Raw genomic sequence first — 21272 nt, forward strand, 5'->3', positions numbered from 1 at the left:
TTCTCTCCACTTGGCAATCCCTCTGCGGAAATACCCTCTCCCCTACCCTCTCCCGCGAGCGGGAGAGGGGGCGCACCGCTGTTGCCGCTGCGTTCAACCTGATCTGATCGCCATCTAACAATGCTCTCTTTCATCGCTCAGCGTGTCCTGAAGGGCGTGATCGTCCTGCTCGCGATCGTCGTCCTCAATTTCTTCCTGATCCGGCTTGCGCCCGGCGACCCCGCGGTCGTGATGGCCGGCGAGGCCGGTGCAAGTGACCAGATCTTCGTCCAGCAGCTCAGGCAGAAGTTCGGCCTCGACAAGCCGCTGCCCGAGCAGCTCTTCGTCTACGTCAAGGGCGTCGTGACGCTCGACCTCGGCTTCTCCTTCCGCCAGCAGGCACCAGTGTCGAAGTTGATCCTGGAGCGGCTGCCGGCGACGCTGTTGCTGACGCTGACCGCGTTCGCGATCTCGCTGATGCTCGGCATCCTGTTCGGCACCTTCGCGGCGCGCTTCGCGGGGACGTGGCTCGACACCGCCATCACGATCTTCGCGCTGATCTTCTACGCCATGCCGCTTTTCTGGGTGGCGCTGATGGGCATCCTGTTGTTCTCGGTCGCTGTCGATTGGCTGCCGAGCTTCGGCTACGAGACCGTCGGCGCCAATTTCACCGGTCTTGCCCATGTGGTCGATGTCGCAAGGCACCTGATCATGCCGGCGATGACGCTCGGCCTGTTCTTCATGGCGACCTACACCCGCATGACGCGCGCCTCGATGCTGGAGGTGAAGCGGCTCGACTTCGTCAAGACCGCGCGTGCGAAAGGCCTGTCCGATGCCGTGATCCAGCGCCGCCACGTGCTCCGCAACGCGCTGCTGCCCGTCGTGACGCTCGCCGGCGTCCATTCCGGCACGCTGATCGGCGGCGCCGTCATCACCGAGACCGTGTTCGCCTGGCCGGGCATCGGACGGCTGATGTACGACGCCCTGCTGCAGCGGGACTACAATCTACTGCTTGGTGTCTTCGTGATCTGCTCCGCCATGGTCCTGACATTCAATCTCATCACCGACCTGGTCTATCGCCTGGTCGACCCGCGCATCGAATTCACCGCATGAAACAGTTCTGGAAATCGATGCTGAGGAGCCCGAGCGGCGTCATCGGGCTCATCATCCTGCTTCTTGCGATCGCACTCGCGGTGTTCGGTCCGATGCTGTTCCCGAACTCGCCCTGGCGCATGGTGCAGCGGCCGTTCCTGCCGCCGTTCACGCTCTCGACCGTGCCGCTCGGCACCGACGCGCTCGGCCGCGACGTGTTCGCCGGCATGATCTTTGGCGCTCGCGTCTCGCTGCTTGTGGGCCTTGTCTCCACACTGGTGGCTCTGGTCGTCGGCCTGCCGATCGGCGCCATGGCCGGCTATTTCGGCGGCAAGGTCGACGACGCCTTGATGCGCTTCACCGAATTCTTCCAGACCATTCCGAGCTTTGCGCTCGCGATCGTGCTGGTCGCGATCCTGCAGCCCTCGATCTATTCGATCGTCGCCTCGATCGCATTGGTGAGCTGGCCGCCGGTCGCGCGTCTCGTCCGCGGCGAGGTGCTGTCGCTGCGCACGCGGGAGTACGTCCAGGCCGCCGTGGTGACTGGCCAGAGCAACACCTGGATCATCCTGCGCGAAATCCTGCCGAACACGCTGTCGCCGGTGATTGTGCTGGCCTCGCTGATGGTGGCGACCGCGATCCTCCTGGAATCCTCGCTGTCGTTCCTCGGCCTTGGCGATCCCAATCTGATCTCCTGGGGCTACATGGTCGGTGCCGGCCGCACCGTGATCCGCCAGGCCTGGTGGATCACCGTGTTTCCCGGCGTCGCGATCCTGATCTCGGTGCTCGGCCTCAATTTGATCGGCGAAGGCCTCAACGACGCGCTCAATCCGCGCTTGTCGCGGGAGGGACGCTAGAGATGACCGCACCGCCCGCCGTCTCCATCAAGAATCTGCGGATCGCGCTGCCCAAGGGCGCCGAGCGTCCCTTCGCTGTCGACGGCGTCTCGCTCGACCTGCGGCCCGGCAAGATCGTCTGCGTCGTCGGCGAGTCGGGCTCCGGCAAATCGATGTGCGCGCATGCGCTGATGGGTCTGTTGCCGGACACGGTCTCCGTCACCTCCGGCGAGATCCAGTTCGAAGGCCGCGACCTGCTCAAGCTGGATGACGACGGCTGGCGCGATCTGCGCGGCCGCCGGCTCGCGATGATCTTTCAGGAGCCGATGACCGCGCTCAATCCGTTGATGCGGATCGGCGACGAGATGGCGGAGATGTTCGAGGCGCACGGCCTGCTCACCCCGAGGGAGCGGCGCGCAAGGGCACTGGCGCTGGCGCGGGAGGTCGGCCTGCCCGACCCCGAGCGCATCGTGCGCGCCTATCCGCACCAGCTCTCCGGCGGCCAGCGCCAGCGCGCCATGATCGCGATGGCGCTGGCGCTCGAACCGGCGGTGCTGGTCGCCGACGAGCCGACCACGGCGCTCGACGTCACGACGCAGGCACAGATCCTGAAGCTGATCCGCAACCTCCAGCGCAACCGCAACATGGCGGTGATGTTCATCACCCATGATTTCGGCGTGGTCTCCGACATCGCGGATCAGGTCGTCGTGCTCCGCCACGGCAAGGTCGTGGAGGAAGGTCCCGCTGCAACCGTTTTCAACGCGCCGCAGCACGACTACACCAAGGCGCTGCTCGCCGCCGTGCCGTCGATGGATCCGCCGGCGCGCGCGCCGCTGGACGATCAGGCCAGAGCGGTCGAGGTGATCGGACTGGACAAGACTTACGTCACCTCGGGCGGCTGGTTTCGCGAAGACCGCCGCGTCGATGCCGCGCGCGCGGTCAATTTCAACATCCTCAAGGGCGAGACGCTCGGTCTCGTCGGCGAATCCGGCTCCGGCAAATCGTCGGTGGCGCGGCTCGCGATGCGGCTGATCGAAGCCGACCGCGGCACGGTACGGATCGGCGAGACCGATCTCACCTCACTCTCGGGCAAAGCGCTGCGCGCCGAGCGACATCGCATCCAGATGATCTTTCAGGATCCGTTCGCCTCGCTCAATCCGCGCCGCAAGGTCGGTCACATCATCGCCGACGGTCCTATCGCGGCGGGCACCGATCCGAAAGTGGCATTCGACCGCGCCCGCGATCTGCTCAGGATGGTCGGCCTCGATGCCGGCGCGCTCGAGCGCTATCCGCATGAATTCTCCGGCGGCCAGCGCCAGCGCATCGGCATTGCGCGCGCGCTCGCGCTCGAGCCTGAGATCATCGTCGCCGACGAAGCCGTCTCCGCGCTCGACGTCTCCGTGCAGGCGCAGGTCTTGAAGTTGCTCGAAGACCTCAAGGCACGCCTCGGCCTCTCGATGCTGTTCATCACCCACGATCTGCGCGTCGCAGCCCAAATCTGTGACCGGATCGCGGTGATGCAGCGCGGCGCCATCGTCGAGTTGAAAACGACCGCGCAGCTGTTCGCCGCGCCCGAGCATGCCTATACGCGCGAGCTGCTGGCGGCGGTACCGGGACGCGAGGAGCGCACGCCGGCGGCGTGAGACGAGCGGTATTCCGCTCTGGCGCCGATACTCGGCCGGATCGTCCTAGGAACAGGGCAGTCACGCGCTTGTTATTGCTCCATCAGCGTTGCTCCGGCTTCAAAGCGGCAAGCGGCGTCCTACATGCATGACATGACACACGTCATCTAATGATGACGTACCGACCAAGTTTTGGAGCGATCATGGGCGAAGTCATTCAGTTTGTCTCGAAATCGGAGCGCGAGCGAGAGCGCCTCATTCGAGAAGCACGCGCGATCTACGACAGCATCTTCCCGCCGGCTGATCCGGTCAGCGACCAGTCGAGCGGAGGTACTGCGCGTCGCAGCGACGGAGGCAATTTCGCGTGATCAAGATCATCGCCGTGCTCTGCAACCTCGCCTCTCCGGCGAATTGTCATGAGCAAACCGTCACCACGTCCGATTTCGCCGAGGTCTCGATGCAGTCCTGCCTGATGGGCGCACCGCAGCTCGCCGAATGGATGAACCAGCATCCGGCCGAGCGCCTCGCCGGATGGCGCTGCGTGATCGGCCAACAGGGCCGCAGGGGCGCCTGAGATCGCAGGGACCGGATCGAACGCCGCGGTCCGGTTGAACCGTGACGGCGGCGCATCTCCAAGCTAGGATGGCATTTATCTGCCTGGCCAAGGGGAAGCCGGATGGAGGTCGCAAGCCTCGTTCTTCCTGTTTTCGCGATCATCGTCACCGGCTGGCTCGCCGGAGAACTCGGCTATCTCTCCCGCTCGCTTGCCGATGCCCTGGTGCATTTCGCCTACAACGTCGCGATGCCGGCGCTACTGATCGTGACGATCGCCCAGGAGCCGGCACGCAATCTGCTGGAATGGCGCTTCCTGCTCGCGTTCGGCGGCGGGTCCCTGATCTGCTTTGCGCTGGTGTTCCTGGTGGTCCGCACGGGTGGCAAGCGCGATCTCGCCAGCAGCACCATCCATGGCATGGCCGCGGCGATGACCAATACCGGCTTCGTGGCCCTGCCGATCCTGCACGCGATCTACGGCCAGCCCGCCGTCCTGCCCGCAGCGGTGGCGACGGTGTTCGTGGCCGGCGTGATGTTTCCGCTCACCGTCGTCCTGCTGGAGAGGGACGCGCGCGGCCCCGCACATTCCGCCGGACTGGTGAAGCAAATCCTGCTCAATCCGATGGTCCTGTCGACCCTCATTGGTCTCGCATGGGCGATCACCGGCCTGCCAATTCCAGCGCCGGCCATCGCCTATCTGAACATGATTGCCGCCGCGCTCACGCCCTGCGCGCTGTTTGCCATCGGACTAGGTCTGTCGGTCGAGGGACTGCGGTCGAACCTGAAGGCATCGTTCGCGCTCGCCGCCGTGAAACTGGTGGTGATGCCGCTGATCGTCTACGGACTCTGTGTGGTTTTGAGCCTCAGCCCGCTCGACACGGTCGCCGCCGTCATCTGCGCGGCAGTACCGACGGCGAAGACCGTGTATGTGCTGGCGCACGAACACAAGGTCGAGGAAAAGCTGGTCGCTGCCACGGTCTCGGTCACGACGATGCTGTCGGTCGCGACATTGCTGGTCGCGCTCTATCTTCTCTCTGGCCTCGCGACCGGCACACGGTGACCGGTATTGGACGTTCCCTATCTGAGGGGCGGGTTGGTGTTGTTCCAGGTCGGGACCGTGTTGGTGACGCCGACCGATGGCGTATTATACGTGCCGATTGACGGCGCCGTGACCGTCCCGACCGACTGCCCGGTCGACCCATAGGTCCTGGGCTGTGCCGCCGGCGATCCGGCGCTCCCATAGGTCGGAGCCACCACGCCGGTACTGTAAGATCGGCTCGAGCGGTGCTTTTTGGCTTCAGCCGCAAGCGGCGCGGCAAGCAGCCCGATCGCGACGAGTGCCGCAAGGGCGGGTTTGATGCTTGTCATGGCTGATCCCTTCATACGCTGCCGGCCCCTTGTGCCATTTGTTCACTCAATGGACGATTTCCATAGGCTCCCGTTCATAACTCCGTGCGCGGGCGAAGGTGCCGGAGCGCGACTGCCGTTTCCGCTCAGATCAATGCCGAACGTCCTGCGCAAGCTCGCTCCAGTCCAGGCATGGACGGCAGAAGATTCGCCTGCTAGCGGATTTCGGTGCCAGCACCGCGCCGAACGCGAAGAGGAAGTGCAATGTCTATTGCACGCCGGATCCCGCGCATTTCGCCACGTTCAACGAAATCTACGCCCGGCCCGGGCCGTTTGACATCGAGGTCGATTGCGTCGCGCTGGCGAGGTCACATGGATGACATCAGGGGCGGACTGCCTCGCCTTCGGATGGACCCGAATCAGCGCTAGTGCATTGACCTCAACGACTTCGCGCATTGAGGTGACATGACCGGCCCCGAACTGAAGCAACTCCGCAACGACCTCTCCGAGGCGCTTGAGCGCAAGCTCACCGCGGCCGACATGGCCCGGCTTTGCGGATTGCCGGAGCAGGGCGGCGTCGACACCATCCGACGCTGGGAGGTGAGCGGCCCGACACCATCGGCAACCAAGGTGCTGCGCGTGCTCGCGATGGCGAGCGAGCGCCATCCGATTCTGGAGAAGTTCGACGTCTTCGATCGCCATGACGTGCGCGAGCAAGACCGGCCCGCAAAGCGCGCTGCATTCCGCGAACAGATGCGCGATGAGGCGCGGCGCCGTCTTGGTTAATGAGACACGCGCGCAAGTTACCGGAACAGCGCTGGATTAAGTCTTCCTTCACCACTTCTTAAGCCGGCATTAAGCACGAAAATCATTTACAGGCCAATAAGTTAGGTTGGCTGCCGCTGTGCCATGCATGTGACAGCATTTTCGTCAAAAGCGAGCTATCTGCAAAACCAACGACGGCGCGGAAAGCGCGCCTGCCGGGGACCGAAGTGTTGGAGTTTGGACTATGAAGAAGATTCTGTTTGCGACCGTTGCGCTGCTCATGGTGGGCGCTGCTGCGCCGGCGATCGGTGCCGATCTCGGTAACCGCAATTATTACAAGGCGCCCGCGCCGGCCTATGCCGCGCCGATCTACAACTGGACCGGTTTCTACATCGGTGCGCATCTCGGTGGCGCATTCTCCAGCGACAACAATTTCAACGGCCTCTCCACCGGCAACAACGGTAACGGCCGTTTCCTCGGCGGCTTGCAGGCCGGTGCGGACTGGCAGTTCCACCCGAATTTCCTGGTCGGTGTCGAAGGCCAGTATTCCTGGCTCTCCGGTAGCGTCGGCGCGGTGTTCCCGGGCGGCGTCGCCTACACCAACGACCAGCGCGGCCTCGGCTCGATCACCGGCCGCGTCGGCTACACCTGGGGTCCGGGCCTGCTCTATGTGAAGGGCGGCTACGCCTACTCCGACAACAACGAGAAGGTCACTGTCGGCGGCACCCCGGCGCCCTTCGTCATCGCTGGCGATCACCGCAACGGCTACACCGTCGGCGCCGGCCTCGAATACATGTTCGCCCCGAACTGGTCGGCCAAGGCCGAGTACCAGTACTACAATTTCGGCGACGCGCACTTCATCGGAGGTCCGCTGGCGGGCTCCGGCAACTTCACCACCGACGACCACACCATCAAGGCGGGCGTCAATTACCGCTTCAACTGGGCCAACTCGGCGGTCGCGCGCTACTGAACGGTTACCAAGACCTTATCGTGATGAAGGGCCGGCATTGTTGCCGGCCCTTTTTTTTCGCTGTGCGGAACGCGCGCAACCAATTGAGCAACTTGCGAATTTTTAACCCGCTCCAAGGATACTCCGCGGCGAAAACATAAGATCATGGGTGGGGGAATTTCGATGGCGATCCGTCTTGGTGGCATTCTTGGCCCTGTCCTTGGCCGTTTCAAGCCCCGCTTCAGGATGCCGAAATGGGGCGTGCGCGGCAGCCTGTTCACGGCCTTCGCAGTGATCGCAGGCATGGGCCTCCTGATCGCCGCAGGCGCCGGCTTCGTCTTCAACCATCTCGGCAGCACCATGATGGACCTGAGCGGCCGCGACATTCCGCGCCTCTCCGCGAGCCTTCAACTCGCATCGCAAAGCGCAACGCTCGCGGCGCAGGGGCCCGGCCTCCTGGCATCGCCGTCCGACGAGGCGCTGAACGAACGCACCAAGAAGGTGCAGGAGATTCAGCAGCTCGCCATGGCCAAGCTTGGCGAGATCATCGAGCTCGGCGCCGACAAGCAGATCGCGACCGCACTGCGCGACACCGCCAAGAGCATCGACGAGGCGACCCAGAGCCTGGTGTCGGCCGCGCGCGAGCGGCTCGATACCGGCGCGCTGCACGACAAGCAGTATGAAGCGCTGCGCAAGGCGCAGCTCACCTTCGTCGGTGCGGCCGGTCCTGCCATGCTGGACGCGCAAACGCGCCTGAACGCGATTCTCGGCGCGGCGGAAGTTTCCGCCGATGATGCCACCGAAGCCGCCCGCACCGTCTCCCAGGTCGCGACCATCTCCGCCAACGGGAATCTGATGGCCGCCGACATGATGGCGGCGCTGTCGGCCAACAATAGCGACACGCTGGAGGCGATCGAGAAGGAGTTCAAGGCGACGCGCGACCGCGTCAAGTCGAACCTCGAGGACCTGCCGAACATGACCTCGATGCAGGCGGTGCGCGACACCGTACAAAAGCTGTTCGCCTTCGGCGAGGGCAAGACCGGCGTGTTCAAGATCCGCCAGAAAGAGCTCGACGCCATCGACTACGGCCAGACCATTCTAGACGAGACCCGCAAGCTCAATGTCGGCCTCGGCATCAGCGTGCAGCAGCTCGTCGAGGGCGTGCAGAAGGAGACCAACGCGTCGACCTTCCAGGCGCGGCAGGAGATCTCGCTGGCGACGACCGCGATGCTGGCGCTCGGCGCGCTGATGCTGGTCGGCTCGGCGTTGTTCGTCTGGCTCTACGTCGGCCGCAACATCCTGCGCCGGATCACAGGCCTCCAGCACGCCATGCAGCTGCTCTCGGCCGGCGATCTCGACACCGAGATCGCGCGCGCGAAGCAGAATGACGAGATCGGCACGATGACGGATACGCTTCAGGTGTTCCGCGACAGCATGATCGAAGCCCGGACCCTCGCCGGCGAGCAGGACAAGGATCGGCTCGCCAAGGCCGAGCGCGCCGAGCGCATGGAGGCGAAGATCGCCGAGTTCGAGGGCACGGTGCGCTCCGCGCTCGACAATCTCGCGCAGTCGGCCAATTCGATGCAGACGACCGCGCAGAGCATGTCGAACACCGCCGACCAGTCCAACGCGCTGGTGAACGCGGTGGCATCTGCCGCGGAGGAAACCTCGGTCAACGTGCAGACCGTGTCATCAGGCACCGAACAGCTGTCGTCCTCGATCCAGGAGATCAGCAAGCAGGTGATCACCTCCGCCGAGATCGCCAGGAAGGCCGTCGACGAAGCCGGTTCGACGGACGCCACGGTGCAGAGCCTTGCCGACAGCGCGAGCCGCATCAACGTCGTGGTCGATTTGATCCAGACCATCGCCTCGCAGACCAATCTGCTCGCCCTCAACGCCACCATCGAGGCCGCGCGCGCGGGCGAGGCCGGCCGCGGCTTCGCGGTGGTCGCCTCCGAGGTGAAGAGCCTCGCGAGCCAGACTGCCAAGGCAACGGAAGAGATCCGCACCCAGATCGCCAGCATGCAGCAGGTCACCACCTCGGCAGTCGGCGCGATCCAGGGCATCGGCCGGATCATCGGAGAGATCAACGACGTCACCACGACGATCGCCGCCGCGGTCGAGGAGCAGGGCGCGGCGACCCGCGAGATCGCCCGCAACATCCAGCATGCGGCCGGCGGCACCAGCGAGGTCTCCAGCAACATCGTCGGCGTCTCCACGGCTTCGGCGGAAGCCGGCGCAGCAGCGAACGAAGTGCTGGGCGCCTCCGACGCGCTCCGCCGCGAAGCCGACATGCTGCGCGGAGAGATCGACGCGTTCCTCAACAACATACGGGCGGCGTAAGCCGCCGCCGGCCTGTCGTGGCTCCATCCGGGTCACGGAAAAACCCTTGCGGTATGACGGCCATGCGACGGCCGCCGCGCGGCTTTTTTCGGCTGGCGCGCCGCAGCCAGTGGGTTTAAGCCGGTAGAATGAACGCAAAAACCGACACCGTGCAGTCCTCCGCCGAGGCCCTGCGCTATCCATGGGAACAGCATCCCGGCCCCGAAGAGGTCGTCGAGGTGAAGCCGGGCGTATTGTGGGCGCGGCTGAAACTGCCGTTCCGCCTCAACCACGTGAACATCTACCTGCTCGCCGACGGCGACGGCTATGCCATCGTCGACACCGGCTTCGGCAACGAGGAGACGATCGAGGCCTGGACCAAGCTGTTCGACGGGCCGCTGAAGGGCGTCAACATCACGCGCCTGATCGTGACCCATTCCCATCCCGATCATGTCGGTCTGGCCGGGTGGATCGTCGAGCGATTCAACTGCCCGCTGGTGATGTCGCAGGTCGAATATCTGCAATCGGTCTATCACCAGAACCGCGGCACGGAGGAGCGCCAGCAGGCGCAACGGCTGTTCTTCCGCCGCCACGGCATGGACGAGTCGCTCACCGAAAAACTGCTCGGCCGCGGCCAGGATTATCTCAAGCGCGTCTCGGTGCTGCCGCCGTCCTACCGCCGCATCTCGCATGGCGACGACGTCGTGATCGGCACGCGCCGCTTCAAGGTGATCACCGGCGGCGGTCACGCGCTCGACCAGGTGATGCTGTATTGCGCCGACGACAAGCTGTTCCTCTCGGCCGACCAGGTGCTGAGCAAGATCTCGCCGAACGTCAGCGTGTGGGCGGTCGAACCCGACCAGAACTCGCTCGGCGAGTATCTGGCCTCGCTCGCCAGCCTCACCACGACGCTGCCCTATGACGTGCTGGTGCTGCCGGGCCATGGCGTGCCGTTCTACGGGCTGAAGCCCCGCATCAAGCAGCTGGCCGATCACCACGAGGAGCGCTGCCGCCTGATCGCGGAAGCCTGCCGCGAGGTGCCGCAGACCTCGCGCGCCTTGGTGCCCGTCGTGTTCAACAAGCACGTGCTCGACGAACACCAGATGGGTTTTGCCGCCGGCGAGTTGGTCGCCCATGTCAACTACATGATCGTCGAGGGCCGGCTGACGGCGGAGACGAAAGACGGCGTGCTTCAATTCAGAACGAGTTGAGCGCTGACTTCAATTCAACTGATGGTGCAGAGCAACATTGCATCTCGCGCGAACTTGATCGGATCAAGTTTCAAATCGCACGATAGGGCATTTTGCCCAAATGCCCCGCAGGTCCAAATGTGGGATAGCGCATAGACATTAGAGCTGGAATAGCTCTAAGAAGATGCCGCCCTTTGGTCAGTTCCGTTGCAGGTTTGACGATGGATTACAGCCAGTTTTTCAATTCCGCCCTTGATCGCCTCCACACTGAGCGGCGCTACCGCGTGTTCGCCGATCTCGAGCGCATCGCCGGCCGGTTCCCGCATGCGCTCTGGCACTCACCCAAGGGCAAGCGCGACGTCGTGATCTGGTGCTCCAACGATTATCTCGGCATGGGCCAGCACCCGAAGGTGGTCGGCGCCATGGTCGAGACCGCGACGCGCGTCGGCACCGGCGCCGGCGGCACCCGCAACATCGCCGGCACGCATCATCCGCTGGTGCAGCTCGAGGCCGAGCTCGCCGATCTGCATGGCAAGGACGCCTCGCTGCTCTTCACGTCCGGCTACGTCTCGAACCAGACCGGCATCGCGACCATCGCGAAGCTCATTCCGAACTGTCTCATTCTCTCGGACGAGCTCAACCACAATTCGATGATCGAGGGCATCCGCCAGTCCGGCTGCGAGCGGGTCGTGTTCCGCCACAACGATCTCGCCGATCTCGAAGCGCTGTTGAAGGCTGCGGGCCCGAGCCGGCCCAAGCTGATCGCCTGCGAGAGCCTTTATTCGATGGACGGCGATATCGCTCCGCTGGCAAAAATCTGCGATCTCGCCGAGAAGTACGGCGCGATGACCTATGTCGACGAAGTCCACGCCGTCGGCATGTACGGCCCGCGCGGCGGCGGCATCGCCGAGCGCGACGGCGTGATGCATCGCATCGACATTCTCGAAGGCACGCTCGCCAAGGCGTTCGGCTGCCTCGGCGGTTACATCGCCGCCAACGGACAGATCATCGACGCCGTGCGCTCCTATGCGCCGGGCTTCATCTTCACCACCGCGCTGCCGCCGGCGATCTGCTCGGCCGCCACCGCTGCGATCAAGCATCTGAAGACGTCGAACTGGGAGCGCGAGCGCCACCAGGACCGCGCCGCCCGGGTCAAGGCGATCCTCAACGCCGCCGGCCTGCCGGTGATGTCGAGCGACACCCACATCGTGCCGCTGTTCATCGGCGATGCCGAGAAGTGCAAGCAGGCTTCCGACCTCTTGCTCGAACAGCACGGCATCTACATCCAGCCGATCAACTATCCGACGGTCGCCAAGGGCACCGAGCGCCTGCGCATCACGCCCTCGCCCTATCACGACGACGGCCTGATCGATCAGCTCGCCGAAGCCCTGCTGCAGGTATGGGACCGCCTCGGGCTGCCGCTGCGCGAGAAGTCGCTGGCGGCGGAGTAGGCGTTTTCCGTCGTCCTGACGGAAGCCAGGACGACATTGGGGCTGATGGCCTGCCGGGCACCTTAACGACAACCCCAGTTCCCGCGCCCGCACGGCATTTCGCTGTCGCCTGCCGCCGCCCAACGCGCTAGATTTACAGGGAAAATGAGATCGGGCGCTGCCAGCGCGCCCAGGGAGAAGCACGCTCGCCATGCTGCACGACTGGGGCGTGATCGCCGCCGCCTTCGGCTATATCGGCTTTCTGTTCCTGGTGGCGAGCCATGGCGACCGCCGCTCGCCGGCCGGGCGCGGCCGCGCCTCCGGGCTGATCTATCCGCTGTCGCTGGCGATCTACTGCACCTCCTGGACCTTCTTCGGCTCGGTCGGCTTCGCCACCCGCACGTCCACCGACTTCCTCGCGATCTATGTCGGCCCGATCCTGATGATCGGGCTCGGAGCCGGCGTACTCCGCCGCGTGATCCAGCTCGCGAAAGCCCACAACATCACCTCGATCGCCGACTTCATCGGCGCGCGCTATGGCAAGAGCCAGGCGGTGGCGGCGACCGTCGCGCTGATCGCGATCATCGGCTCGGTGCCCTATATCGCGCTCCAGCTCAAGGCGGTCGCCTCCTCGCTCGAAACCATCCTGGGCGAAGACCAGGCCTTCTCTCACATCCCCATCGTCGGCGACATGGCGCTGATGGTGACGCTGGCGATGGCGGCCTTCGCGGTGCTGTTCGGCACGCGGCAGACCGACGCCACCGAGCATCAGCACGGCCTGATGCTGGCGGTCGCAACCGAATCCATCATCAAGCTGGTCGCCTTCCTCACCGCCGGCATCTTCGTCACGTTCTGGATGTTCTCGCCGCACGAACTGATCGAGCGCGCCATGAAGACCCCGGAGGCGGTGCGCGCCATCAACTATTCGCCGTCGATCGGCAACTTCCTGACCATGACGCTGCTGTCGCTGTGCGCGATCATGCTGCTGCCGCGCCAGTTCCACGTCAGCGTGGTGGAGAATTCCTCGGACGCCGAGGTCGGCCGCGCGCGCTGGTTGTTTCCGCTCTACCTCGTCGCCATCAATCTGTTCGTGATCCCGATCGCGCTCGCCGGCCTCATCAGCTTCCCGTTCGGCACCGCCGATCCTGACATGTACGTGCTGGCGCTGCCGATGGAAGGCGGCGCGAATCTGCTCAGCGTCGCCGTCTTCGTCGGCGGCCTGTCGGCGGCGACCGCGATGGTAATCGTCGAATGCGTCGCGCTCTCCATCATGGTCTCGAACGACCTCGTGATGCCGCTGGTGCTGCAACGACGGCCGGAAGGACGCACCGGCGGCGCCGATTTCAGCGACTTCCTGTTGCGCTCGCGCCGGCTCGCGATCTTCGCCATCATGGTGATGGCCTACTTCTACTACCGCGCGCTCGGCAACACCCAGCTCGCGGCAATCGGCCTGCTGTCTTTTGCCGCCATCGCCCAGCTTGCACCAAGCTTCTTCGGCGGGCTGCTGTGGCGGCGCGCGACCGCGCGCGGCGCCATCGGCGGCATGCTGGTCGGATTCGCGGTGTGGCTCTACACGCTGTTCATCCCGAGCTTCATGGATTCCTCGACTTCGGGCATCCTGCTGCTCCAGCACGGACCGTTCGGGATCGAGGCGCTGCGGCCGCAGGCGCTGTTCGGCGCCGACCTGCCGCCACTGATGCACGGCGTCATCTGGTCGCTGTCGCTCAACATCCTCACCTATGTGCTGCTGTCGCTGGCGCGCCGGCCGTCTTCGATCGAGCTGGTGCAGGCCGATCTGTTCGTGCCCAACACGCTGGCGCCGATCTCGCCGAACTTCCGCCGCTGGCGCACCACCGTCACGGTGCAGGACATCCAGACCACGGTGGCGCAATATCTCGGGCCGGACCGCGCGCGGCATTCGTTCGAGGCATTCACCGCGCGGCGCAATGTGCGGCTGGAGCACGGGGCACCCGCCGATTTCGAGCTGTTGCAGCACGCCGAGCACCTGATCGCCTCCTCGATCGGCGCAGCCTCCTCGCGGCTCGTGATGTCGCTGCTGCTGCGCAAGCGGACGGTCTCCGCCAAGGCTGCACTCAAGCTGCTCGACGATTCCCATGCGGCGCTGCATTTCAACCGCGAGATCCTCCAGACCGCGCTCAACCATGTGCGTCAGGGCATCGCGGTGTTCGATGCCGATCTGCAACTGATCTGCTCCAACCGGCAGTTCGGCGATCTCCTCAACGTTCCCCCGCATTTCATCCAGTTCGGCACGCCGTTGCGTGAAATCCTCGAATTCATGGGCGTGAGCGAGCCGAACGATCCGGTCGAGCGCGAGGCCATGCTGGAACGCCGGCTCGCAGCTTACACCACCGACAGCGAGCCTTATCTGGAGCGCCTGCCCGATCGCCACATGGTGATCGAGATTTTGACCAACCGCATGCCCGGCGGCGGCTTCGTCATCACCTTCACCGACGTCACCCCCACCTTCGAGGCGGCCGCAGCGCTGGAGCGCGCCAATGCAACGCTGGAAAAGCGGGTGCGCGACCGTACCGAGGAGCTGACCCGGCTGAATTCCGAGCTGGCTCAGGCCAAGAGCGCGGCCGAAGACGCCAGCATCTCCAAGACGCGGTTCCTTGCCGCCGCCAGCCACGACATTCTCCAACCGCTGAACGCGGCGCGGCTCTATGTCACGAGCCTGGTCGAGCGCCAGCACAGCGGCGAGGAGACGCGGCTGGTCGAGAACATCGACGAATCGCTGCAGGCGATCGAGGAGATCCTCGGCGCGCTGCTCGACATCTCCCGGCTCGATGCCGGCGCGATGACGACCTCGATCTCGAGCTTCAAGATGGCCGATCTGATGCGTTCGCTGGAGATCGAATTTGCGCCGATCGCACGCGCCAAGAATTTGGAGCTCGCCTTCGTGCCCTGCTCGCTGCCGGTCGAGTCTGACCGCTTGCTGCTGCGGCGCCTGCTTCAGAACCTGATCTCCAACGCGATCAAATACACACCGCGCGGCCGCGTGCTGGTCGGCTGCCGCCGCCAAGGCCCCTCGCTCAAGATCTGCGTCTACGACACCGGCGTCGGCATCCCGCCGGTCAAGCGCAGCGAGATCTTCAAGGAGTTCCACCGCCTCGAGCAAGGCGCGCGGATCGCGCGCGGCCTCGGGCTCGGGCTGTCGATCGTCGAGCGGTTGGCACGGGTGCTCAATCACGGCATCGCCATCGACTCCAATGTCGGCGGCGGTTCGGTGTTTTCCGTGACGGTGCCGACGGCGAAGGCGATCACCCACACCGCCGCGGTGACGAGCGCGACGCCGCTGGCGCGCGCGCCGATCTCGGGCGCCCTCATTGTCTGCATCGAGAACGACGCGGCGATCCTCGACGGCATGCGCACGCTGCTGAAGGCGTGGGACGCCGAGGTGATCGCGGTCGCCGATCCCGAAGGCGCGATCGCCGCGATCGAAACTGCCGGCGGCCGCGTCACCGGCCTGCTGGTCGATTATCATCTCGACCGCGGCAACGGCATCGCCGCGATCCGCGACATCCGCCGCCGCTTCGGCGACGGCATCCCCGCAATCCTGATCACCGCCGACCGCAGCCCCGCCGTGCAAATGGCTGCGCGCGAGGAAAAGGTCGCGGTGCTCAACAAGCCGGTGAAGCCGGCATCGCTGCGCGCCCTGCTCGGCCAGTGGCGCACCCAGCAGATGGTCGCGGCGGAGTGACACGCCGCACTCACGGCGCGAGCCGCGTGAAGACGTAATCGCGGCTCCTGACGCGGGCTTCGTGGCAGGCAAAGCAGGTGCGATGCTGGGCCTCGTCGACCGGCTTGCCGTTGACGAAGCGGCCAAAACCCCAGCCGCCGGTCGAGGCATATTTTCTGGAATCCTTCACCATCACCTGGACGGTGGTGGGCTCTCCGGGAATCCTCGCGGACGAAAATTCGGGCGACTGTTTCCGCTTCCAGGCGCGTTTGACCAGAATGGTGCCGTCCGGGAACGGAAGCTTGTTGTCTTGATAAGCGTCGATCGCAGTCTTGTTGCCGACGATGGCACGCAGCTCGTCCAAGGGAGCCGCCTCCTCGGCCGGCGCGATCAGCTGCCACTGCTTGTAGCCGGGCGGGACAGCGAAGATCGGCGAGGCATCCGCCTGTTCCTCCGCGAAAGCGATCGTGACCAGATACGGCACGCATGTCAGGACAACGACAAGGAGGAGCACAGCCAGCACGATCATTGTCGTGTAGGACGGAAATTTGGTCTTTTCAGATTTCATCGTCATGACGCTTCATCAAGCTGAGATCACGTGTGAGACCTCGGCCCAGCCGCGCTGGACCGAGGTGTCGAGCAAAATCCTCAGGCGCCGCCGTCGGCATCGATGACGGCCTTGGCAAAGGCTTGTGGAGCTTCCTGCGGCAGATTGTGGCCGATGCCGCCGGTGACCAGACGATAGTCGTACCGACCGGAGAATCTCTTGGCATAGGCGCTCGCGTCGGGATGCGGCGCGCCGTTGGCATCGCCTTCCATCGTGATCGTCGGCACATCAATGACGGGAGCCGCCGCGAGCTTCTTTTCGAGTTGCTCGTATTTCGCTTCGCCCTGGGCGAGCCCGAGCCGCCAGCGGTAATTGTGGATCGTGATCGCGACATGATCCTTGTTGTCGAGCGCGGCCGCGCTGCGGTCGAAGGTGGCGTCGTCGAACTTCCACTGCGGCGAAGCGAGCTTCCAGATCAGTTTTGCGAAATCATGCGTGTACTTCTCGTATCCGGCGCGGCCGCGCTCGGTCGCGAAATAGAACTGGTACCACCATTGCAGCTCGGCCGACGGCGGCAGCGGCGCGTTGCCCGCGGCCTGGCTGGAGATCAGATAGCCGCTGACCGACACCAGCGCGCGGCAACGCTCCGGCCACAGCGCGGCGATGATATCGGCGGTGCGCGCGCCCCAGTCGAAACCGGCGACGACCGCCTTCTTGATGTCGAGCTTGTCCATCAGCGCAATGATGTCGACGGCCATGGCGGCGGGCTCGCCATTGCGGGGCGTCTCGCCAGAGAGGAAGTGCGTCGAGCCGTAACCGCGCAGATAAGGGATGATGACGCGATAGCCGGCCTTTGCCAGGATCGGCGCGACATCGACGAAGGCGTGAATGTCGTAAGGCCAGCCGTGCAGCAGGATCGCGACGGGACCGTTCGCAGGACCGGCCTCCGCGTAGCCGACGTTGAGGACGCCGGCATCGATCTGCTTGATCGCGCCGAACGACGCATTCGTCGCGGAGGAGCGCGGCGCTTCCGATTCGGCGCGGGCGAGGCCGATCACGCCAAGGCCGGCGGCGACGGTTCCCGCGGCGACGCCGAAAAACTGGCGCCGGTGCTGGTCAATGATCTGTTTCATGATGTTGCTACCTTGTTGATGGTTGGTTGGTGTTGGTGCGTCAGATCAGCGCGACCGTGACGTCGATGTTGCCGCGAACGGCCTTGGAATAGGGGCAGGTCTGGTGCGCCTCATCGATGAGGCCGCGCGCGATCTCGCGATCGAGACCGGGAAGGCTGACATCGAGGCGTGCCCTGAGCGAATAGGCGCCCTCCTCCAGCACGAGGTCGATCTCCGCGTCGATCGCGCATTTCCTTGGAAGCTGGATCTTCCGCTTGCGGGCCGCGATCTCCATCGCGCCCTCGAAGCAGGCCGACCAGCCGGCCGCGAACAATTGCTCGGGATTGGTGCCGCTGCCCGCGCCGCCCGGCGGCGACAGCTTGACGTCCAGGCGGCCGTCGGAACTGCGCGACATGCCGTCCTGTCGCCCGCCGCTGGTGTGGGTCCGGGCCGTGTAGAGCAATTTTGCCGCTTGGGTCATCGAGGTCTCCTTGCCGTCGCACAACTGACTAGCAGCGGCGGCCTCAGGACACCCGTTTGGACTTGTGAGAAGTTGTGAGGTCTCGGCTCGCACCCCTCGCAAGGCCTGCATCCGCGGTCTGATGCCGATGCAGGGACGGCCTTGCCGGATCGCGATCATCTGGCTATCCGGTTCATTCGAAGGATCAGGATTCCGCCATGACCGAGCCGGCCGGCACCGCAACGGGAACCCTGTCGTTTGGACCATTCACCGTGACGCCGCATGAAAGACTCGTGATGCGCGATGGCGTCGCGCTGCCGCTCGGTGCAAAGGCCTTCGACACGCTGATCGCGCTGATGTCGCGGCCGAACGAGGTCGTCAGCAAGTTTGATCTGATGGCGCTGGTGTGGCCCGGCATCACGGTCGAGGAAGCCAATCTGCGCTTTCACGTCGCGGCGCTTCGCAAGGTCCTTGGCGACGGCAAGGACGGCACCCGCTACATCGCCACACTCTCCGGCCGCGGCTATTGCTTCGTAGCGCCGATCTCGCGGGTGGAACTCCCGGCACAGCGGCGCGCCGCACGGCGAACGGAATTGCCGCCGGTCAAACTGCCGAACCGGCTGCAACGGATGGTCGGGCGCGACGATGAAGTCGCCGCCGTCTCCGACAGGCTGATCGGCTCGCGCTTCGTCACGATTGTCGGCCCGGGCGGCGTCGGCAAGACTGCCGTTGCGGTTGCGATCGCTCACGACCTGCTCGAAACATTCTCCGACGCCGCGCACTTTGTTGATCTTGCCGCACTGAGCGATCCCGATCTCGTGATCACCTCGATCCTGCTGATGCTCGGCCTGCCGGCGCAAACCGACGATCCCCTGCCCGCGCTGCTCGCCCATCTCCGGGACAAGCGGATGCTGCTGATCCTCGACAATTGCGAACACGTCGTCGCAGCCGCAGCGCCGCTGGCCGCCGAGATCTTCCACGCCGCACCGCATATCCATATCCTGGCGACGAGCCGCGAAGCGCTGCGCGTCGAGGGCGAGCAGGTCTATCGATTGGCCCCGCTTGCCGTTCCGCCCGACAATCCCGGACTGACGGCGGCCGCGGCGCAGACCTATCCCGCGCTTCAGCTCTTCCTCGAACGTGCCACGGCCGGCGGCGCGCAGATTGCGCTCGACGATGCCAACGCCGCAATCGTCGCCGGCATCTGCCGCAAGCTCGACGGCATGGCGCTGGCGATCGAACTCGCCGCCGGCCGGGTCGAAGCCTACGGCCTGGAGCAGACCGCGACGCTGCTCGACGAGCGCCTCAATCTGCTCTGGCAGGGCCAGCGCACGGCGCCGCCACGACAGAAGACATTGCAGGCGACGCTGGCCTGGAGCTATGGGCTCCTGTCCGACATCGAGCGCCTGGTGCTGCGCCGGCTCGCGGTCTTCGCCGGTCACTTCACCATCGACGCCGCACTGGAGATCGTGCCGGACCAACGGGTCGACCGCTCCCGCCTGTTCGACGCCATCGACGGCCTCGTGGCCAAGTCAATGGTCGCGCCGCGGCCGATCGGCGCCATGATGCGCTATCGTCTGCTCGACACGACGCGCGCCTATCTGCGCGATGTCGGGCCTGATGACGCATCGCTCGCCGCCCGCCACGCAACCTACTACCGGCGATGGCTGGAGCAGGCCGGTAGGACATGGGCCACGGTGCCGAGCGCCGACGAGCGCGCGATCCATTTCTCCGCGCTTCACAACGTCCGCGCCGCGCTGGACTGGTGTTTTGGCGTGAACGGCCATGCCGGCATCGGCGTTACACTCGCTGCTGCGGCGGCTCCCATCTTTCTCGCCATGTCGCTGCTGATCGAATGCCGGCGCTGGTCTGAACGGGCGCTGCTTGCAATCGATCCGTCCTCGCGTGGCAGTGCCGAGGAAATGCACATCCAGGCCGCGCTCGGACTGACCTTGATGTTCACGCGCGGCGGCAGCGAAGCGGCGCGTGCCGCCTTGAGCCGGAGCCTTGCGATCGCCGAGGCCCGCGGCGACGCGCCGAACCAGCTCCAGCTGCTCGGCCGCGTGCATATCTTCCACGAGCGGATGGGACAGTTCGACACCGCGCTCGGCTATGCGCAGCAAAGCCTCACGGTCGCCGAGACACTCGGCGAAGCCGCCTCGCTCGCCCTCGCCCATTCGCTGCTGGGTGTCTCCTTGCATCTGGCCGGCGAGCATCGCGACGCGTTGACCATGCTGAAGGCCGCTTGGCACGGGCCGGGCACGGAACGGATCAGCACCGTCTATGGCTTCGATCACCGCAACCGGGCCGGCATCTCGCTCGCGCGAGAGTTTTGGTTGCAGGGCCGCCCCGCCGATGCGTTGCAACTGGCCCGGCAGACGGTCATCGAAGCCGCGCAGATGGACCACCCGATCACGCTCTGCATCGCGTTGATCTGGGCGGTCTCGATTGATCTCTGGAGCGGAGATCTCGATGGCGCGGAAGAGAACATCGACCGCTTCATCGCCCATGCCGAATCGCGCTCGATGGGCCCTTATCTTGCGGTCGGCCGCGGCGTCAAAGGCGAGCTGGCGATCCGGCGCGGCGACGCAGCTAGCGGCGTCGAGACGATCGAGGCGTGCCTGCGCGAGCTCCACGGTGCCGGCTACGAGCTGCTCACCACGACGTTCAACATCGCGCTTGTGAACGGTCTTCTGGCGCTCGAGCAAGTCGAACAAGGTGCGCGCCTGCTCGACGATGCGATCAGCCTCGTCGATCAGAGCGGCGATCATCTGTACATGCCCGAGCTGCTGCGCATGAAGGGCAGGGTTCTCCTGGCCCGCCCGCAGCCCGATGCCGATCAGGCAGAAGCCCACTTCGTGCAATCACTGGAATTGAGTCGTCGCAAAGGCGCCAAAGCCTGGGAGCTGCGGGCCGCGATCGATCTTGCCGGATTCCTTGCCGAACGCGACCGGCGCGAGGAAGCGAAACGATTGCTTCAATCGGCGCTCGAAGGTTTTGTCGAGGGATCGGAGACTGCGGATATCAAAATAGCCAACGCTTTGCTGCAGACATTATAGGGCGCACCGCATCGTCATTGCGAGCAAGGGGCGGCATCGCCATCCTCCAATGCACATTGAACTCGCAGACACGCCTTCGAACTCGCAGACACGCCTTCGCGTCCTCGCGGCGCATTTCGCCCGAGCTTTGCTTCGTCGCTCCACCCTCTGGTCCAGGAGGGCGCAGGGAAGGCCGGGTGCCGGCTGGCACCCGCGGTCCGCTGCGCGAAAGTGTAGCGCAAGGAAACCGCACAGCAGCATACAGGTGTAGCCAAATCACTCGGCCTTCCCTGCGCAGTGGCTTTACGGCGTATGCCGTGCTCTCCCGGGA

The 21272-nt window shown here is 65.0% G+C and carries 17 protein-coding genes; 13 read left to right on the forward strand and 4 right to left on the reverse strand.

Annotation, left to right across the window (positions count from 1 at the left end; translation table 11 throughout):
* Window positions 1-120 precede the first annotated feature (120 nt).
* The 6 genes from IVA74_RS13755 to IVA74_RS13780 all read left to right on the forward strand — a co-directional run bounded on the left by IVA74_RS13755 (window position 121) and on the right by IVA74_RS13780 (window position 5141).
* Window positions 121-1092, forward strand: coding sequence for an ABC transporter permease (locus tag IVA74_RS13755; RefSeq protein WP_247344280.1), 972 nt, complete (start codon window positions 121-123; stop codon window positions 1090-1092).
* Window positions 1089-1928: an ABC transporter permease gene (locus IVA74_RS13760; protein WP_247344285.1), complete on the forward strand. Its 840-nt coding sequence runs from the start codon at window positions 1089-1091 to the stop codon at window positions 1926-1928. The genes IVA74_RS13755 and IVA74_RS13760 overlap by 4 nt, the downstream gene beginning before the upstream one ends.
* Before the next feature lie 2 nt (window positions 1929-1930).
* Window positions 1931-3550: an ABC transporter ATP-binding protein gene (locus IVA74_RS13765; RefSeq protein WP_247344288.1), complete on the forward strand. Its 1620-nt coding sequence runs from the start codon at window positions 1931-1933 to the stop codon at window positions 3548-3550.
* Between the two features lie 182 nt (window positions 3551-3732).
* Window positions 3733-3897, forward strand: a complete 165-nt coding sequence (locus tag IVA74_RS13770; protein WP_247344290.1) for a hypothetical protein — start codon at window positions 3733-3735, stop codon at window positions 3895-3897.
* Window positions 3894-4103, forward strand: a complete 210-nt coding sequence (locus IVA74_RS13775) for a hypothetical protein (protein ID WP_247344293.1) — start codon at window positions 3894-3896, stop codon at window positions 4101-4103. The genes IVA74_RS13770 and IVA74_RS13775 overlap by 4 nt, the downstream gene beginning before the upstream one ends.
* A gap of 102 nt (window positions 4104-4205) precedes the next feature.
* Window positions 4206-5141, forward strand: a complete 936-nt coding sequence (locus tag IVA74_RS13780) for an AEC family transporter (RefSeq protein ID WP_247344296.1) — start codon at window positions 4206-4208, stop codon at window positions 5139-5141.
* Between the two features lie 17 nt (window positions 5142-5158).
* On the opposite strand, the gene IVA74_RS13785 is transcribed toward IVA74_RS13780, so the two are convergent.
* Window positions 5159-5449: a hypothetical protein gene (locus IVA74_RS13785; RefSeq protein WP_247344298.1), complete on the reverse strand. Its 291-nt coding sequence runs from the start codon at window positions 5447-5449 to the stop codon at window positions 5159-5161.
* A gap of 444 nt (window positions 5450-5893) precedes the next feature.
* On the opposite strand from IVA74_RS13785, the gene IVA74_RS13790 reads away from it, so the two are divergent.
* The 6 genes from IVA74_RS13790 (at window position 5894) to IVA74_RS13815 (ending at window position 15805) form a co-directional block, all read left to right on the forward strand.
* A complete protein-coding gene (locus IVA74_RS13790) occupies window positions 5894-6214 on the forward strand; it encodes a hypothetical protein (protein ID WP_247344301.1) in 321 nt (106 codons plus the stop codon).
* A gap of 223 nt (window positions 6215-6437) precedes the next feature.
* The gene (locus IVA74_RS13795) at window positions 6438-7163 is read left to right on the forward strand and encodes an outer membrane protein (protein WP_247344304.1); all 726 of its coding nucleotides are present in this window, start codon (window positions 6438-6440) and stop codon (window positions 7161-7163) included.
* Between the two features lie 162 nt (window positions 7164-7325).
* A complete protein-coding gene (locus IVA74_RS13800; protein WP_247344306.1) occupies window positions 7326-9485 on the forward strand; it encodes a HAMP domain-containing methyl-accepting chemotaxis protein in 2160 nt (719 codons plus the stop codon).
* Between the two features lie 128 nt (window positions 9486-9613).
* Complete coding sequence (locus tag IVA74_RS13805) at window positions 9614-10675, forward strand: MBL fold metallo-hydrolase (RefSeq protein WP_247344308.1); 1062 nt, start codon at window positions 9614-9616, stop codon at window positions 10673-10675.
* A gap of 200 nt (window positions 10676-10875) precedes the next feature.
* Complete coding sequence (hemA, locus tag IVA74_RS13810) at window positions 10876-12105, forward strand: 5-aminolevulinate synthase (RefSeq protein WP_247344311.1); 1230 nt, start codon at window positions 10876-10878, stop codon at window positions 12103-12105.
* Between the two features lie 190 nt (window positions 12106-12295).
* Window positions 12296-15805, forward strand: coding sequence for a PAS domain-containing hybrid sensor histidine kinase/response regulator (locus IVA74_RS13815; protein WP_247344314.1), 3510 nt, complete (start codon window positions 12296-12298; stop codon window positions 15803-15805).
* A gap of 10 nt (window positions 15806-15815) precedes the next feature.
* Here IVA74_RS13815 and IVA74_RS13820 read toward each other — a convergent pair whose 3' ends face one another.
* The 3 genes from IVA74_RS13820 to IVA74_RS13830 form a co-directional block, all read right to left on the reverse strand.
* Window positions 15816-16313 carry a cytochrome P460 family protein gene (locus IVA74_RS13820; protein ID WP_247344367.1) on the reverse strand — a complete coding sequence of 166 codons (498 nt, stop codon included), beginning with the start codon at window positions 16311-16313 and terminating at the stop codon, window positions 15816-15818.
* A 119-nt stretch (window positions 16314-16432) separates the two neighbouring features.
* On the reverse strand, window positions 16433-17464 hold the full coding sequence (locus IVA74_RS13825; protein ID WP_247344317.1) for an alpha/beta hydrolase: 1032 nt from the start codon (window positions 17462-17464) through the stop codon (window positions 16433-16435).
* Between the two features lie 40 nt (window positions 17465-17504).
* Complete coding sequence (locus IVA74_RS13830; RefSeq protein ID WP_247344319.1) at window positions 17505-17924, reverse strand: organic hydroperoxide resistance protein; 420 nt, start codon at window positions 17922-17924, stop codon at window positions 17505-17507.
* 197 nt (window positions 17925-18121) lie between these two features.
* Here IVA74_RS13830 and IVA74_RS13835 point away from each other — a divergent pair, with 197 nt between their 5' ends.
* Window positions 18122-20962: a winged helix-turn-helix domain-containing protein gene (locus IVA74_RS13835; RefSeq protein WP_247344323.1), complete on the forward strand. Its 2841-nt coding sequence runs from the start codon at window positions 18122-18124 to the stop codon at window positions 20960-20962.
* Window positions 20963-21272: the final 310 nt, after the last annotated feature.

The organism is Bradyrhizobium sp. 132, from assembly GCF_023074185.1.
Taxonomy (GTDB): Bacteria; Pseudomonadota; Alphaproteobacteria; order Rhizobiales; family Xanthobacteraceae; genus Bradyrhizobium.

What these genes read in the sequence shown, in the direction of transcription:
- IVA74_RS13755 (WP_247344280.1), top strand. Translation starts at nt 121, where the DNA reads ATGCTCTCTTTCATCGCTCAGCGTGTCCTGAAGGGCGTGATCGTCCTG.
- IVA74_RS13760 (WP_247344285.1), top strand. Translation starts at nt 1,089, where the DNA reads ATGAAACAGTTCTGGAAATCGATGCTGAGGAGCCCGAGCGGCGTCATC.
- IVA74_RS13765 (WP_247344288.1), top strand. Translation starts at nt 1,931, where the DNA reads ATGACCGCACCGCCCGCCGTCTCCATCAAGAATCTGCGGATCGCGCTG.
- IVA74_RS13770 (WP_247344290.1), top strand. Translation starts at nt 3,733, where the DNA reads ATGGGCGAAGTCATTCAGTTTGTCTCGAAATCGGAGCGCGAGCGAGAG.
- IVA74_RS13780 (WP_247344296.1), top strand. Translation starts at nt 4,206, where the DNA reads ATGGAGGTCGCAAGCCTCGTTCTTCCTGTTTTCGCGATCATCGTCACC.
- IVA74_RS13785 (WP_247344298.1), bottom strand. Translation starts at nt 5,449, where the DNA reads ATGACAAGCATCAAACCCGCCCTTGCGGCACTCGTCGCGATCGGGCTG.
- IVA74_RS13790 (WP_247344301.1), top strand. Translation starts at nt 5,894, where the DNA reads ATGACCGGCCCCGAACTGAAGCAACTCCGCAACGACCTCTCCGAGGCG.
- IVA74_RS13795 (WP_247344304.1), top strand. Translation starts at nt 6,438, where the DNA reads ATGAAGAAGATTCTGTTTGCGACCGTTGCGCTGCTCATGGTGGGCGCT.
- IVA74_RS13800 (WP_247344306.1), top strand. Translation starts at nt 7,326, where the DNA reads ATGGCGATCCGTCTTGGTGGCATTCTTGGCCCTGTCCTTGGCCGTTTC.
- IVA74_RS13805 (WP_247344308.1), top strand. Translation starts at nt 9,614, where the DNA reads ATGAACGCAAAAACCGACACCGTGCAGTCCTCCGCCGAGGCCCTGCGC.
- hemA (WP_247344311.1), top strand. Translation starts at nt 10,876, where the DNA reads ATGGATTACAGCCAGTTTTTCAATTCCGCCCTTGATCGCCTCCACACT.
- IVA74_RS13815 (WP_247344314.1), top strand. Translation starts at nt 12,296, where the DNA reads ATGCTGCACGACTGGGGCGTGATCGCCGCCGCCTTCGGCTATATCGGC.
- IVA74_RS13820 (WP_247344367.1), bottom strand. Translation starts at nt 16,313, where the DNA reads ATGATCGTGCTGGCTGTGCTCCTCCTTGTCGTTGTCCTGACATGCGTG.
- IVA74_RS13825 (WP_247344317.1), bottom strand. Translation starts at nt 17,464, where the DNA reads ATGAAACAGATCATTGACCAGCACCGGCGCCAGTTTTTCGGCGTCGCC.
- IVA74_RS13830 (WP_247344319.1), bottom strand. Translation starts at nt 17,924, where the DNA reads ATGACCCAAGCGGCAAAATTGCTCTACACGGCCCGGACCCACACCAGC.
- IVA74_RS13835 (WP_247344323.1), top strand. Translation starts at nt 18,122, where the DNA reads ATGACCGAGCCGGCCGGCACCGCAACGGGAACCCTGTCGTTTGGACCA.